The organism is Variovorax sp. 10N420, from assembly GCF_056394705.1.
In genome coordinates this window covers 39,198-54,013 of sequence record NZ_JBFTIJ010000013.1, presented here as the reverse complement: position 1 = coordinate 54,013, position 14,816 = coordinate 39,198, and the positions used below count along the sequence as shown (strand labels likewise).

15 protein-coding genes and 1 pseudogene are annotated in these 14,816 nt (G+C 65.3%); 12 read left to right on the top strand and 4 right to left on the bottom strand.

Annotated elements, in window-relative coordinates:
- Positions 1-94: 94 nt before the first annotated feature.
- The 11 genes from AC1DEK_RS25380 to AC1DEK_RS25330 all read left to right on the top strand — a co-directional run bounded on the left by AC1DEK_RS25380 (position 95) and on the right by AC1DEK_RS25330 (position 10,564).
- Complete coding sequence (locus AC1DEK_RS25380; RefSeq protein ID WP_478128133.1) at positions 95-808, top strand: ABC transporter ATP-binding protein; 714 nt, start codon at positions 95-97, stop codon at positions 806-808.
- 43 nt (positions 809-851) lie between these two features.
- Positions 852-1,841 carry a PQQ-dependent catabolism-associated beta-propeller protein gene (locus tag AC1DEK_RS25375; RefSeq protein WP_478128075.1) on the top strand — a complete coding sequence of 330 codons (990 nt, stop codon included), beginning with the start codon at positions 852-854 and terminating at the stop codon, positions 1,839-1,841.
- Complete coding sequence (locus AC1DEK_RS25370; RefSeq protein ID WP_478128074.1) at positions 1,838-3,016, top strand: type 1 periplasmic-binding domain-containing protein; 1,179 nt, start codon at positions 1,838-1,840, stop codon at positions 3,014-3,016. Before AC1DEK_RS25375 ends, AC1DEK_RS25370 begins: the two co-directional genes overlap by 4 nt.
- Positions 3,013-3,879: an ABC transporter permease gene (locus AC1DEK_RS25365; RefSeq protein ID WP_478128132.1), complete on the top strand. Its 867-nt coding sequence runs from the start codon at positions 3,013-3,015 to the stop codon at positions 3,877-3,879. Before AC1DEK_RS25370 ends, AC1DEK_RS25365 begins: the two co-directional genes overlap by 4 nt.
- A gap of 61 nt (positions 3,880-3,940) precedes the next feature.
- Complete coding sequence (locus tag AC1DEK_RS25360) at positions 3,941-4,924, top strand: Bug family tripartite tricarboxylate transporter substrate binding protein (RefSeq protein WP_478128073.1); 984 nt, start codon at positions 3,941-3,943, stop codon at positions 4,922-4,924.
- Positions 4,925-4,946: 22 nt separating this feature from the next.
- Positions 4,947-5,969, top strand: a complete 1,023-nt coding sequence (locus tag AC1DEK_RS25355; protein ID WP_478128072.1) for an AAA family ATPase — start codon at positions 4,947-4,949, stop codon at positions 5,967-5,969.
- Between the two features lie 221 nt (positions 5,970-6,190).
- A complete protein-coding gene (locus tag AC1DEK_RS25350; RefSeq protein WP_478128071.1) occupies positions 6,191-7,045 on the top strand; it encodes a DUF58 domain-containing protein in 855 nt (284 codons plus the stop codon).
- A 9-nt stretch (positions 7,046-7,054) separates the two neighbouring features.
- Complete coding sequence (locus AC1DEK_RS25345) at positions 7,055-8,005, top strand: hypothetical protein (protein ID WP_478128070.1); 951 nt, start codon at positions 7,055-7,057, stop codon at positions 8,003-8,005.
- Positions 8,002-9,036: a vWA domain-containing protein gene (locus AC1DEK_RS25340; RefSeq protein WP_478128069.1), complete on the top strand. Its 1,035-nt coding sequence runs from the start codon at positions 8,002-8,004 to the stop codon at positions 9,034-9,036. The genes AC1DEK_RS25345 and AC1DEK_RS25340 overlap by 4 nt, the downstream gene beginning before the upstream one ends.
- Positions 9,033-9,572 (top strand): MxaK protein, encoded by a 540-nt coding sequence (locus AC1DEK_RS25335; RefSeq protein WP_478128068.1) that lies wholly within the window; start codon positions 9,033-9,035, stop codon positions 9,570-9,572. Before AC1DEK_RS25340 ends, AC1DEK_RS25335 begins: the two co-directional genes overlap by 4 nt.
- Positions 9,569-10,564, top strand: a complete 996-nt coding sequence (locus AC1DEK_RS25330) for a vWA domain-containing protein (RefSeq protein ID WP_478128067.1) — start codon at positions 9,569-9,571, stop codon at positions 10,562-10,564. The genes AC1DEK_RS25335 and AC1DEK_RS25330 overlap by 4 nt, the downstream gene beginning before the upstream one ends.
- On the opposite strand, the gene AC1DEK_RS25325 is transcribed toward AC1DEK_RS25330, so the two are convergent.
- Positions 10,519-12,468 carry a S9 family peptidase gene (locus tag AC1DEK_RS25325; protein ID WP_478128066.1) on the bottom strand — a complete coding sequence of 650 codons (1,950 nt, stop codon included), beginning with the start codon at positions 12,466-12,468 and terminating at the stop codon, positions 10,519-10,521. The two genes, AC1DEK_RS25330 and AC1DEK_RS25325, sit on opposite strands and share 46 nt — an antisense overlap.
- Before the next feature lie 132 nt (positions 12,469-12,600).
- Between AC1DEK_RS25325 and AC1DEK_RS25320 the strand changes: the two genes are divergently transcribed.
- On the top strand, positions 12,601-12,942 hold the full coding sequence (locus tag AC1DEK_RS25320; protein WP_478128135.1) for a hypothetical protein: 342 nt from the start codon (positions 12,601-12,603) through the stop codon (positions 12,940-12,942).
- 195 nt (positions 12,943-13,137) lie between these two features.
- Here the strand turns inward: AC1DEK_RS25320 and AC1DEK_RS25315 are convergent.
- The 3 genes and pseudogenes from AC1DEK_RS25315 to AC1DEK_RS25305 all read right to left on the bottom strand — a co-directional run.
- Positions 13,138-13,239, bottom strand: a pseudogene (locus AC1DEK_RS25315) (ImmA/IrrE family metallo-endopeptidase); the annotation flags it as partial.
- A gap of 40 nt (positions 13,240-13,279) precedes the next feature.
- Positions 13,280-13,492 (bottom strand): hypothetical protein, encoded by a 213-nt coding sequence (locus tag AC1DEK_RS25310; protein ID WP_478128065.1) that lies wholly within the window; start codon positions 13,490-13,492, stop codon positions 13,280-13,282.
- Positions 13,493-13,846: 354 nt separating this feature from the next.
- Positions 13,847-14,800 carry a helix-turn-helix domain-containing protein gene (locus AC1DEK_RS25305; RefSeq protein WP_478128064.1) on the bottom strand — a complete coding sequence of 318 codons (954 nt, stop codon included), beginning with the start codon at positions 14,798-14,800 and terminating at the stop codon, positions 13,847-13,849.
- Positions 14,801-14,816 lie beyond the last annotated feature (16 nt).

Below are 14,816 nucleotides of genomic sequence, written 5' to 3'. Positions count from 1 at the left end.
CTGTGCCATGCAGGGGCGCGACCCGCTTGCGCCGATGGGCGCGTGTATTGCATGCTCGAAGTTATTCATGCCACACACGCTCCCATCGACGACCATGTTGCGGACCACGGGCCTGACCAAGCGCTACGGCACTCGGGCGGCGTTGAAGAGTCTTTCGCTCGCGATTGGGTCAGGTCAGTTCGTGGCCCTGCTGGGGCCCAACGGCGCTGGAAAGTCGACGCTGTTCCAGGTGCTCACCGGGCTTTTCGCGGCGGACGAAGGCGAGGTCGAAGTCGCTGGTCATTCGCTGCGCCGGTCCGCGACCGCGGCGTTGCGCCACATCGGCGTGGTGTTTCAGCAGATATCGCTCGATCTGGATCTCAGCATTCGCCGGAACCTGCTGTTCCAGGCTGACCTGCACGGCCTGCCGCGGCGGCTCGCAGTGTCACGCATCGAGGTGGGCTGCGCGCAGCTCGGCATCGACGCCGACCTCGATCGCAAGGTGCGTGAACTGTCCGGCGGCAACCGGCGCAAGGTGGAACTCGTGCGTGCATTGCTGCATCGACCCTCCGTGCTGCTGATGGACGAAGCCACCGTGGGCCTGGACCCGAAGTCACGCCAGGACCTGATGCGCGCGCTCCATGCGAACGTGCAGGAGCGCGGAGTCTGCGTCCTGTGGGCAACGCACAGGGTGGAGGAAGCCGAAGGCGCCGATCGCGTATTGGTGCTGCACAAAGGGGAACTGCTGGCCGATGGCACGCCGTCCGAGGTGACCCAGGCGCTTGGAGAGCCGTCGCTGGAAGCGGGCTTCATCGCCCGCACGAGTTGACAGGTTGAATGCAACGCTGAACCAGATCAGGAGAAACACCGACATGAATGCAGTTGCCCACGTCCTGAAGCGCGCAGCGTGTTCGGTTGCGGCCGTGTGGTGCGTGTGCCTCTGCACGGCGGCACTGGCGCAAGGCACCGCCTATGTGTCGAGCGAAAAGGACCAGGCGCTCACGCTGATCGATCTGACGACCCTCAGCGTCAAGGGCACCATCCCTACCTGCAAGCGTGGGCGACACATCCAGCTCACGGCGGATCACCTCATCATGCTGGCCTGCAGCGATTCGAACGCCGCCGATGTGATCGACCCCGCGACGGGAAAGTCGGTGCGCCGCATTCCGCTGAGCGACGACCCCGAGGCCTTCGATGTGTCGCCGGACGGCAAGACCCTTTATGTGTCCAACGAGGACGAAGGCGCGGTCAGCTTCATCGATGCGGCGAACGGCAAGGTGCTCAAGTCGATCAAGGTCGGCAAGGAACCCGAAGGCGTGAAGATCAGCGCCGACGGCAAGACGCTGTACGTGACCTCCGAAGTCGCCAGCCTCGTGCACGTGATCGATGTCGCCAGCGGCACCATCGTCAAGAATGTGAAAGTTGGCAAGCGGCCGCGCCGCATGGCCTTCACCCCCGACGGCAAGGAACTGTGGGTCACTAACGAGCTCGATGCCAGCGTCAGCATCATCGACACGGCCACCCGCAATGTGGTGGGCGGCCTCAAGTTCGAAATCAAGGGTGCGCGCAGCGAGGACATCACGCCGGTGGGCATCCAGATTGCGCACGACGGCAAGCGCGCTTATGTGGCACTGGGGCGCGCCAACCACGTCGCGTTCGTCGATGTGCCGCAGCGCAAGGTCACGAATCTCGTGCTGGTCGGCAAGCGCGCGTGGAATGTCACGCTCGACAAGGCCGAAGCCCGGCTGTATGTGGTCAACGGCCTGAGCGACGACGTCACCGTGGTCGATGTCGCAGCAGCCAGGCCGATCAAGAGCATCCCCGTCGGCCGCGTGCCGTACGGGCTGGTGGTGGTCGAATGAAGTGGATCGCCTGCTCCGTCGGCGTGTCGCTGCTGCTGGCGGCGCCGGCGTCCATGGGACAGGCGAAAGGTGCCATCACCCCGCTGAAGGCAACGTTGATCTCGCCGAGTCCGGACGCGCGGCTCGAACGGTCGCGCGTTGAGCGACATTTTCTGGGCCACCCCGACGGCCCTGCGAGTGACGGCCTGGAGGTTGCGTTGGACGAAGGTCAGTTCGAGATCGAGGCGGTCGATGCGGCGGTCGCGCTGGCGAAGCAGCCCGCAGCCTCGCTGGAGGCGGCACGCACCGTCGCGCAGGCGGCCGAAAAAACAGGCGCTGCGGTGATCGTGACGGATCTTCCTGCGGATTGGACGCTGGCCGTGGTTGACGCGGTGAAGTTGCCGGTGATCAACGTCGGCGACGCCGCCGATCGTTTGCGCGAGCAGGACTGCCGTGCGCGCCTGTTCCATATTCTCCCGAGCGAGCGCATGCGTGCCGACGCCCTGGCGCAAACGCTCGTGTCGCGCAAATGGAGCAAGTTGCTCCTGCTCGTGGGCCCGAGCGAGCAGGACCAGTTGCGGGCCGCCGCGGCGCAGGCTTCGATCAAGCGCTATGGCTTGCAGGTGGTCGCGACCAAGTCTTTCAAGCTCTCCGGTGACCCGCGCGAGCGCGACCTGGCCAATCCGCTCCTGCTGACAGCGGGCAGCACCTACGACGCCGTCTGGGTGGTCGACAGCGACGGCGAATTCGCGCGCGGCCTGCCCTACCGGATCGTGTTGCCACGCCCGGTGGTGGGCGATGCAGGGCTGGTGGCGCTGGCTTGGCATGCGCAGTTCGAGCGCTACGGCGCGCCGCAGGTGTCGCGCCGGTTCGCAAAGGCGGTTGGCCGGCCCATGACCGACGTTGACTGGTCGGCCTGGATGGCGGGCAAGGCGCTCGTCGCAGCCGCCATCGCTGCTCCGAAGGGACCTGCCAGCGCCTGGGCGCAGGCGCTCGCCAAGACGCCCCTCGATGGCTCCAAGGGCACGAACCTGACCTTCCGTCCGTGGGATGGGCAGTTGCGCCAGACCGTGCTGCTCACCGACGGACAGGGCGTGATTTCGCAGGCGCCGGTGGATGGCATGCTGCATCCGACCAACGTGCTGGACACACTGGGCGCGGACGCCCCGGAGAAGCGATGCAAGACGACGCAATGATTCCGGTCGAAGGCGGCGAGGCAGCGCGTGCGCCGCACCGCGGCGTCGCCCATGCGCTGCAGGCCATGCAGGCGATCGTCATGCGCGAACTGCTCAAGTTCTCGCAGCAGACCGGCCGGTTGGTCTCGGCGCTGGTCCGGCCGCTGCTGTGGCTGGCGGTGTTCGCAGCGGGTTTTCGCAACGTGTTCGGCGTGGCGATCGTCGAGCCGTACGACACCTATATCCCCTACGACGTCTACATTGCGCCGGGCCTGGTGGGCATGGTGCTGTTGTTCAACGGGATGCAGTCGTCTCTCGCGATGGTCTACGACCGCGAGATGGGCCTGATGCGGCTGCTGCTCACGGCGCCGTTGCCGCGAGCATGGCTGCTGTTCTGCAAGCTCTGCGCAACGGCGCTGCTGTCGGTCTTGCAGGCCTTGGTCTTCATCGTCGTCGCGACCCTGATCGGCACCGATCTGCCACTCTTCTCGCTGGGCGGGCTGCATGCCTTGCTGGCGCTGGTCTGCGGGGCACTGATGCTGGGTGCGCTCGGCCTGCTGCTGTCGGTGCACATCAAGCAACTCGAGAACTTCGCCGGCACGATGAATTTCGTGATCTTTCCGATGTACTTCATTTCGACTGCGCTCTACCCGCTGTGGAAGCTGCAGGAGTCGGGCGCTGAATGGGTCTATCAGCTCGCTCGCTTCAACCCGTTCACGCATGCCGTCGAATGGATCCGGTTCGCGTTGTATGGCAAGGACCCCGGCGAGGCACCCTGGATCGTGCTGGGTTGCCTGGCGGTGTTCTTCGTGTTCGCCTGCTGGGGCTACGACCCGCAACGCGGTTTCGGCGGATTGACCAAGCGTGGCGGAGGCCCCACATGAGCGCCGCGCCGGACCGCTCCAAGCAAGCTCGCACCGCAGTGCGAAGCACGGAGGTTGCTGAATGAATACCGGCCGCCGCCGCTGGCTGCGCAGTGCGGGCGCGCTCGCGTTGGCTGCGCAGCCCATGGCGCGTGCGTTGGCCGCTGACGCCTTTCCGTCCCGGCCGATCACGATGTGGGTCCCGTGGGCCGCGGGTGGCGCGACCGATCTGTCGCTGCGGCTGCTGGCCGAACTTGCCGCGCAGTCGCTCGGCCAGCCGGTGGTGGTCGCCAACCGCGCCGGCGCCGGCGGCACGATGGCGATGCCAATCCTGCTGCAGGCCGAGCCCAACGGCTACACCATCGCGCAGATGCCGCAACCGGTCTTTCGCATGCCCTTCATGCAACAGGTCATCTGGGACCCCGTGCGTGACGTCACGCCGATCATCCAGATTTCGGGCGTCACTTTCGGCGTGCTGGTGCGCGCTTCCAGCCCGATGCGGTCGCTGCAACAGTTGTTCGACTTCGCCCGCGCGCGGCCGGGCGAGTTGAGCATCGCCACCAACGGCATCGGCACCACGCCGCACCTCGTCCTCGAAGCGCTCTTCACCGATCGTGGTCTGAGCTACATCCATGTGCCCTACAAGGGGACGGCCGAGCTGACCCTGGCAGTGGCATCGGGCCAGGTGATGGCGGGCGTCAATTCCTCGGGCTTCGCGCCGGAGGTCGATGCGGGCCATCTGCGATTGCTCGCAACCATGGGGCCGAAGCGCTCGCCACGCTGGCCGCAGGTGCCGACGCTGCGCGAACTGGGCTTCGATATCGTGGCGATGTCGCCCTACGGATTGGCCGGACCACGCGGGTTGCAGCCGGACGTGCTGGCCATCCTGCATGACGGCTTCAAGAAGGCGCTTTTCGACCCACGCTTTGCCGAGGACTTGGCAAAGTACGACCAGGAGATCGCCTATCTCGGCCCGGACGACTACGCGCAGTCCTGTCGCGAAGAGTACGCCAAGGAACGTGCGATCGCCGAGCGCATGAAGGCCCCGCGCGGCCCGGGTGGCTGAGGACAACCGTGGAGGACCTCGAATGGACCGAGACGATGGGGTGATGAGCGACTGGCGCCAGCGGGCGCTGATGCTCGAAGCCGAGGTCGCCAAGGCGGTGATCGGCCAGGCGCGGGCGATCCGCCTCATCAACACGGCCATCTTCGCGCGCGGCCACGTGCTGCTGCAGGGCGATGTCGGCGTCGGCAAGACAACGCTCCTGCGGGCCTTCGCGCAGGTACTGGGCGGCAATTTCGCGCGGATCGAAGGGACCATCGACCTGATGCCCAACGACCTGATCTACTACACCTACATCAGCGCCGAGGGCAGGCCCGCCGTCGAGCACGGGCCATTGATCACGCATGGCGAGAGCCTCGCGATCTTCTTCTTCAACGAGATCAACCGGGCGCGGCCGCAGGTGCATTCGCTGCTGCTGCGCGTCATGGCCGAGCGCAGCGTGGCAGCGTTCAATCGCGAATTCCGCTTTCCGCACCTCCTGGTCTTTGCCGACCGCAACCGGGTCGAGCGGGAAGAGACCTTCGAGATCTCGGCCGCTGCGCGGGACCGCTTCATGCTGGAAGTGACCGTCGATGCACCCGCTTCCGATGCCGAACGACGTCAGTTGATGAGCGATCCGCGCTTTCACGACACGGACCGCCTGGTTGGCGGGCTGGCCAGCGGGCTGGTTGCCTACCAGGAGCTGAATCAGGTCTCGGAGTTGATCCAGCGCTGCGTGCAAGCCTCGGAGACATTGCAAATCTATGCGCTTGATCTGTGGCGTGCGACGGCGGCGCCCGCCGATTACGGCGTGCGCGTGCCGGACCTGGACACCGCGCGGTTGATGCTCGCGGGCGCCAGTCCGCGCGGCATGAGCCTGCTGCTGCGCGCCGCCCGCGTTGCGGCCTGGCTCGACGGGCGCGACTACGTCACGCCCGAGGACGTGCAGGCGGTCTTCCTTGAGGCCGTCGCGCATCGGCTGTGCTTTCAGCCGGTGTATGAGATGCGGCGCCAGGAGATCTCCGGGCTTTTGATCAGCGGCATTCTCTCAAGCGTGGCTGCACCGTAGATGAACTCGCCCCCAGTCTTCGCGCACTTCGTGTCGCTTCGCCAACCCCCTACCGGGGGCAATACCAGCGGCCCGGCGGAGCCGGTTCCGCGGTCACTTTGCTCGCCCCCAGTCTTTGCGCACTTCGTGTCGCTTCGCCAACCCCCTACCGGGGGCAATACCGGTGGGCCGGCGAAGCCGGTTCCACGGTATTCCTGGGCTTGGGCGTGAAAGGGGGCTTGATGATGCAGCGGCCTAAGGTGCAGGAACTTCATTACCGGGTCGGGGTGCCGGTGTTGGGGCACTTTCCGGGGCATCACCGGAGTTCGCGTGGTGAGAGCGGCTTCGAGTTTCGTGGGCATGCGGCGCTGCTCGACGCACCGGATCCGCGTCGGCTCGATCTGCACGCGAGTCTGCGCGACCCGTTCGGCAACTGGATCGTCCGGGTCTTCAGTCAGCGCAAGGCGATACCTGTCGTGATGGTGGCGGACCTCTCGGCGTCCATGGGGTTTGTCGGCACGCACCGCAAGCTCGATGTGCTGGCGGACTTCGTCGACAGTCTGGCCTGGTCGGCTTGGCGCACAGGTGACAGCTTCGGCTTCGTCGGTTGCGACGATGCGGTGCGCGAGGATGTGCTGCTGCCACCCACGCGCTCGCGCGGCATGGGGGGCACGCTGGCGGGGACGCTTCGCAGGCTGCAGCTTCAAGGCAGTTCAGCCCATGGCCTATCGATGGCGCATCGCCATCTCGGCCGGCAGCGTTCGCTGGTGTTTCTCGTCTCGGATTTTCATCTGCCGCTGCCGGAGGTCGATACCGTCATGGTCTCCATGGCTCACCACGATCTCGTGCCAGTGGTGCTGTGGGATCCGCTCGAATTCGGTCTGACGCCGCGACGCGGCCTGGCGCAGGTGACCGACCCGGAATCCGGCGTCACGAAGTTGCTGTGGTGGCGTCCGGCGTTGCGCGAGAAGTGGCTGGCGGCCCACCAGCAGCGCCGCGATGCGCTGTTGGGGATCTTTCGATCGCACCGGCTCAAGCCGCTGTTCATCGATGGTGCCTTCGATGCTGACGCGGTCACGCGGCATTTCCACTCGTGAGCGCGATCCATGTCGATCTGGCGAATGCATCTGGCCCCACGCGGACTTTGCGCCGCGATGCTGGGCTGGCTTGCGTCGGCGGCCTGCGCCGTGGTGCTGCCGGGGCAGCTCAATGCCACCTTGAGCGAGCCGCGCGCCTTCGGCTACCAGATCGGGGACATCGTGTCGCGCACGGTCACGGTCGATGCCTCCGACGGCCTGGTGCTTGATGAGTCCAGCGTGCCGCAAGCCGGTGCGCGCGGCAACGCGCTCGAGTTGCGAAGCGTGGAGCAGCGCAGCAGCGTCGAGACCGGGGGACGGCGCCATGAACTGACGCTGGCCTACCAGGTGTTCCTTTCGCCGCCAGAGTCGCGCACCCTGGAGATGCCGGGTTTCACCTTGCGCTTCCAGGGTCAGCCGCGAGCGCAGGAGGTCCACGTCGAGGCCTGGCCGGTGACCGTGTCGCCGTTGGTGCCGGTGGACGTCTCGCCCCGGCGCGGCCTTGGTGAGCTGCAGCCTGATACACCCCCGCCGCTGATCGATACACGCTTCGCGCGTTGGCGCCTCATCGTCTATGGGATTGTCTCGCTGGTGCTGCTGGCCTACCTCGCCCATGTGTACATCGGCTTGCCGTGGTGGACGCGCGCGCATCGGCCGTTCACATTGGCATGGCGCGCGATGCATGGCCTGACGCCGGCGAGTTCCGATTCGCAACGGCGCGACGCTTTCAGGCATCTTCATGAGGCCTTGAACCGGACGATGGGGGAGGTCGTCTTCGAAGAGCGCGTCGATCGCTTCGTCCGTGCGCGGCCGCACTTCGCGCATCTGCGCGACGACCTTGTCAGGTTCTTCCGGCAGTCGCGTCAAGAGTTCTTCGGCAGCGAGACTCATGAGGGGAATCAAGTCCCGGCGCATGCAGATCGAAGCTGGCTGCTTGAGTTCTGCCGCCGTTGCCGCGACGCCGAGAGGGGTTCCCCATGAGCTTCGACCACGCCTGGCTGCTGTGGCTGTTGCCCCTGTCCGTGCTGCCGCTGCTGGCGCGGTCGAGCGGCGCGCTCGACAACGCCTGGGCCGCGCTCATGCCGCGGGACCGGAGCTCCGAACTGTTGGAGTGGGCGCTGCGCATCGTCGGCGTGCTGGCGCTCGCCGCCCTCACCATCGGCATGGCCGGCCCCTACTGGCCGGAGTACGACGTGGAGCGCATTGGCAAAGGCGCCGAGATCGTGCTGGTGCTCGATCGCAGCCGCAGCATGGATCAGGGTTTCGGCGGCGCGCGGCCTCCGCCCTGGGCGAAGGGCACCGGCCCGGCAGCGATCGACTACTACATGACTCAGATCAGGACGCGCGAGTCCAAGGGCAAGGTCGCGCGGCAGTTGTTGTCCGAGTTCATCGCCAAGCGGCAGGAGGACCGGTTCGGGATGATCGTCTTCAGCACGCTGCCTATCCGGGTGCTGGATTTCACGCAGAAGAACGAAGCCATCCAGGCTGCCATCGTGGCGGGCGACGTCGGCCGCGGGCTTTCGGAAACCAACATCGGCCTGGCGATGCAAGCGGCGCTGTCGTCTTTCATCGATCGGCCCTATACCGGCTCGCGCATCGTGATGCTGGTGTCCGACGGTGGCGATCGGCTCGACCCGCCAGCCCGTGAGCGCATTGCCTATCTGGCGCGCAAGCACCGTGTCGCGATCTACTGGATCTACCTTCGCTCCGCCAACAGTCCGGGCCTGGTCCTTGAAAAAGGCGAAGCGCCGGAGAACGTCGACGCGGTCCCGGAGTACGCACTGCATCGATTCTTCGAATCCCTTGGCAACTCGTACCGCGCCTACGAGGCCAGCGATCCCGAGGCCTTGAAGAAGGCCATCGAGGCAGTGAATCTTCTCGAAAACCTGCCAATCACCTATTTGGACACCGTGCCCCGGCGCGACCTGTCGGGACTGGTGCTCGGAGTCGCGTTCTGCTGCGTCCTGCTGCTGGCCGCAGCGAATTTGGCGGAGATCCGGCGATGGGCATGAACCGGCAGCGATGCACACGCGCGGTGCTGGGCCTCCTCGCGCTGGTCGCGGCCGCGGCGGCGATCGACGGCGCGCGTACCTGGCGCTTGCATCAGTGGAATGAATTGATCGTGTCGGGGCCGCTGCCGGCCGAAACCAGGGACATCCCGCCGCAGGTGCAATTCGCGCAGGCCTATGCACAGGCAGCCAGCGGTGCCGACGAAGCGGCCCTGCGTCTGTATCGCAGCCTCGAGAACGATTCGCCGCTTGGCCGGGCGGCGCGCTACAACAGCGCGAACCTGCTGATACGCCAGGCGGTGGTGGTGCAAGCCGGCACCGAACCCGGCAAGGCCATCGCGCTGATCGAGTTGGCCAAGGAGATCTACCGGGACGTGTTGCGCGTCGATCCTGGGCACTGGGACGCGCGCTACAACCTGGAGCGTGCCCAGCGGCTGCTCCCCGATCCCGACGAGATGGACGCCGCACCGCCCGAGAACCGGCGCGACTCCGAGCGTGCCGCCACCACGGTGCGGGGCCATTCGCCCGGCCTGCCATGAAGCCGTGGCAACGTTGGCGCGCCTCGTGGCGGCACAGCACCGACCGTTGGCTGCTCATGCTGGCGGCGCTGGCGCTGGCTGCAAGCCTGCTCGATCCGGCGGTGGTGATGGAGCGCCCGCTGTTCGATCATGTGATCGTGATCGACGTCACCCAGAGCATGAACGTCACCGATGCGGACATCGACGGCCGGCCGGCCTCACGGCTCGATTTCGTCAAGCACGCCTTGCGTCAATCGCTGCTGCAACTGCCGTGCGGCTCCAAGGTGGGCTGGGCGATCTTCACCGAGTACCGTGCGTTGCTGCTGATCGCACCCATCGACGTATGTGCAAATCTGAAGGAGCTGCGTTCGACCTTGGCGCAGATCGACTCGCGCATGGCGTGGTCCGGCAACAGCGAGATTGCCAAGGGGCTGCACAGTGCGATCGGCATTGCGAAGCAGTTGCCGGACAAGCCGTCGCTGGTGTTCGTCACCGACGGGCAGGAGGCGCCGCCGCTGAACGCGCGCTACCGCCCGGCCTTCGACGACAAGCCTGGGGAGGTGCCGGGGCTCATCGTTGGCGTCGGTGACCTGCTGCCATCGCCGATCCCGAAGTCGGATCCCGAAGGTCGGCCCTTGGGCTTCTGGCGCGCCGATGAAGTGGCGCAGGGCGACCCGCGCAGCCAGGGGCGCGGCGCGAGCGTGCGTGGCGAAGCGCTGGTGGACGAGCAGTCGGCGCCGCCTGCGTCCACGCTCGGCGCCACGCCGGGACTCGAACACCTGTCGTCATTGCGGGAAGGCTATCTGCGCCTGCTCGCGAGCGAACAGGGCATGGTGTTCATTCGGCTGCAATCGCGCGAAAGACTGGCAGAAGCGTTGATGTCGCCTGCGTTGGCCAGGCCGGCGCCGGTGCGTACCGGTGGGCGCACCTTTCTGGCGGGGCTGGCGTTCTGTCTGCTGCTGGCGCGCTATGCCGCGCCGTGGCTGCGAAAGACGATGGTGTCGAAGAAATAGAACTCGGCGTCCAATGCCCACCGGATGTTCGAAGACTGGCGGAAGCCGTGCTGCTCGCCAGCGAAGAGCAGGTACTGCGCGGTGATCCCCTTCTGGCGCAGCGCCGTGACCATCGATTCGGTCTGCCCGGGCGGGACGATCTTGTCCTCGGCGCCCTGAAAGAACGCGACGGGTGCCGACAGGCGTTCGGCATTGCGCACTGGCGAACGCTCGAGGTAGACCTTGCGATCCGTGTACGGCGCGATCAGCCAATCCAGATAGCGCGACTCGAACTTGTGCGTGTCCCGGGCGAGTGCCTCCGGATCGCTGACCCCATAGTGACTTCCGCCCGCCTTGAACATGCTGCGAACCGTCGGATCTGCGCAGGTGAGGCAGGTCAGGGTCGTGAATCCGCCCGCACTGCTGCCGCTGACCACGGTTCGCGTTGCATCCACCCATTTTTTGTCAATGAGGTACCGGGCAGCGGCAGCGCAGTCGGCCGCATCGACGATGCCCCACATTCCGTGCAGGCGTTCGCGGAATGCGCGTCCGTATCCGGTGCTTCCGCCGTAGTCGACGTCGACGACTGCGATCCCTCGGCTGGTCCAGAACTGCGTGCGCAAGTCGAGCGTGCGCGAGGCCGACGAAGTGGGGCCGCCGTGGCACTTGACCAGGAGCGGCGGCAATTCTCCATCGGGCGCGACATGGTCGGCGTTCTTCGGCGGGTAGAACAGTCCGAACGCCGTCCGTCCGCCGGTTGTCGGAAACTCGATCGGCAAGGGGATGGAGAAATGCCTCTTTGTCGAGGGATCGTCTGCGACGGTGGTGGATTTCCGGATCGTGCTCACCGTGCCGCTTTGCGCGTCGAGCAGAACGATCGAGCCGGGAATGGTCGGTCCGCCAGCCTTGAAGGCCACCTTCTCGCCTCGAGCCCTCACAGAAGAAAACTCGGTGAAAGGCAGCTTCACTTCCGTCAGCTTGCCGCTTGCGAGATCCAGCAGAGCAAGCTTGCCGAGTCCTCCTTCGGTGTACGTGCACACGGCTTGGTCCGCCGACAGGAAGGCGTATGTCGACATCCCGAAAGTCCATTGGGCCCGACCGAATTCCGCCGCCATCGGGCAGACATTGACGCAGGCCCCGTGAGCTTCCGCTCGATAAATGTTCCACCAGCCCGAGCGGTCGGACACGAAGTAGAGCGTGCCATCCGGTGACCATTCCGGCTGGAACACCGATTCGGCCGGGCCGCCTGCAATCCGGGTCGGGTTCTCCACACCAGAACCGGTGAACTCCGCCACCCATAGCTCCGTGCCGACCCATGGCATGCGGGGGTGGCTCCATGACAGCCAGGCCAAGCGCCGGCGATCCGGACTGAGCCGCGGCGATGCGTAGAAGTCATCTCCCTCGACCCAGACTGTGCCGGCGCCGCCTGAACGCAGGTCCACGCCCACGATTGTGTTGACGGCCTCCTTGCCCGGATTCCGATGATCCTCGCGAACACCGATCCAGAGATGGCTCGGGCGGTCAATCTGCCCGTCTGCGTATCGAAGTCCGGCGTCTGGATGGCCTGAGGTGGGGGCGGGGGTCAGAGGTACAGGGCTGCTGTCGTTGCCGCCGAGGCGATAAAGCCGCTGGTCCTTGAAGTTGCTGAAGTAGCTGACCTCTCCGGCAACCACGACCCCGGCACCGCCGTACTCGTGCACCCGCGTGCGCGTGGAAAAAGGCCGGGGCGTGACATCGATCGTCGTCCCGTCGGTATTGCGTCGAACCAAGACACGGCGGCCGGCCTCTTGCGGGCGGCCTTCGACCCAGTAGACATCGGTGCCGTCGAGCAGCACATCGACGAGTTCGACCGTGGCAGTCGCCGCGAGCTCGGACGTGATCGAAGATTTCCAGGTGCCGAAGGGCGCTGTTGTCGGGCGGGGCATGGGAGACCTCGGGTTTGCCTCGCACTGTATAGCCGTAAGGGGGCACCCACATGGCAAGGCGCCCAGTGCGTACAGGTGTTGACCGATAGGGGGAGCCAAAAGGTGATCTGGACTTCCTCTAGGAGACACACCATGAACACAGCACACACATCGCTATCCGTGGCCGTCGCAGCCATCCTGGCGCTGGGATGCAGTTGCGCGACAGCTCAAACGGCCGCTGCGCCTGCTGGCAGCGACGCTGCCGGTGGCAACGCTCCCACGAGAAGCGAAGGCACCAGCCCGCAGAACCCTTCCGTGAACGGCTACAAAGACTCCAAGCCCGACAACTCGGCTGGGAACAAGCAGCGCCCGCAGCAGGACACCACCGCCGCAGGTGCTTTGCCCAGCGAACCGACGAGCAAAGACTCGATGACCAAGGACAACCGGCCGAGACACCCGGCTGCGGACATGCAGAAGCCTGCTGATCCGAAGTGAACGGCGCAAGTGCTGACCGCAGATCAGGCAGAGGCCGATGCCAACAGAGACCCGGTAGACGAGCGTCTCCGCATGAAAGGCTAGGCGCAGATGAGCACCTTGCAAGCGCGGAACTGCTTGAGAGGCATCAAAGGTCAAGGCAAACTCGTCTGCCTCGGCCTCCATCTTCTTGCGGCTACCCCCGCAGCCGGCGACCTCCGCCTGCGAGCAAAGAAACTCTTCCTGCAACGCTCGGCGCACCAGAAAGTGACCCAGCTCATGCGCGTGGGTGAAGCGAATACGACCAGGCGACTTCAAGCTTTCGTTGTACAGAAGCGCCCACCGGCCATCTTCTATTTCAAACTTCAAACAGCCCGCCCTCGAAAGACCTCAGATTTGCCGCCTGAGCTTCGGGAATCTCCGCCCTGAGGCGAAGCTGACTGCCGACAGCCTTCGCTGGCTCGACCACGTCCACTCGAAATGGCGTCGTCTCACCGAAAGCTGCATCGAGGAGATGCGTCTGCCGGATTGCTTCCTTCGCAGGGGCAACTACTTCATCGGTGGATGCCATCGTCAGCCGCCTTTCTTCAGTGCCTCTAGGATCGCACGGAGTCTTTCCCTATCCCCGGGCTCGAGCTTGGTGTAGTTCCGAAAGAACTGTCGGTCCTTCAGGTCCTCTTCCGAATCTTCAATGCTGTCGTCCATGAAGAAGGCGACTTCGATATCCACTAGCCATGCGCCGACCGCGACTCACATCGGCTCGTGGTCTCGCGCTTGGCCGGTTCGCTGCAGGTGCCTAGCGTTGACATATCGGATCTATCTGAGGTGGAAGCCGAGGTCCCGGGACGGCAGAAACTTGTGTGCGGATAACCCGATCCTTTGCGACGTCGACTGTCTGGAGGGTTTTCAGATCCTTCGGACCAACTTAAGCAAGCTGGTTGGCCTGGTTCTGCCCCAGGCGCAGTAGCGCCATACGACGAAACTCACTGGGAGTGTCTCCGGTCTGCTTGCGAAAGAGCCGCCCAAAATAAGCTTCGTCGGCAAAGCCAAGAATGGCTGCAATCTGCTTGATGCTCGATGTCGAATAGGCCAATTCGCGCTGTGCCTCGTGAATGATTCTGGCGTTCAGCACATCAAGGCTGGACATGCCTAGCGTGTCTTGGCAAAGCCGATTGAGCTGGCCCGCGGTGATGCCGAGTTGCTGCGCGTACTGCGAGATCGGCAGGCGCTTGCGAAAGTTGGTGTCGACGAGCGCGCGAAATTTTTCGATCTGCGTCGACTTGCGCGAACGTGCGCGGCTGTCGCGGGTCTCGCCCGGACGCGGCGCGGCATAGGTGCTCAGGCGCTCGATCTGCACGAACAGCGCGACGAGCAAGGCGGTGCCCGCGGCGATGTGGCCCGCGGCATGCACACGCGACTCTCGTTCGACCGCTTCGAACAGCGGCATCAACGCCTGCGCGTGACGGGGCGACAGGGTCGTGTCGACAACAGCGGGTGTCCGGATGGTCGTCAGTAGCTCGGGCGAGGCGACCGCTGCGAGCGATTCCAGCGGGCGCTGCGCGGCGGTAACCACGGGCCCGTCGATGTCAGCGCTGAAATCGAAGCTGTGCACCGATCTGGCCGGCACGACGATCAGACTGCCGGGGCGAACCGCCCAGCGCATGTCGTCGATGAAGGTCTCGCCGCCACCGTGCTGCACATACAGCAGTTGAAAAAGTCCGCTGTGCACATGCGGCGCGATCTTGTAGTCATGCAGGCAGGAACGCTCGTGGATCTGCTCGTAGTGAACCTGGTTTTCCCAGGCCGGCTGCGCGTCCACGCCGTACAGCGCGTAGTTGGGAATGGTCGAGGACGGGTTTTCCCTTATCAAGGCATTCATGCATGAATTGTCCGAG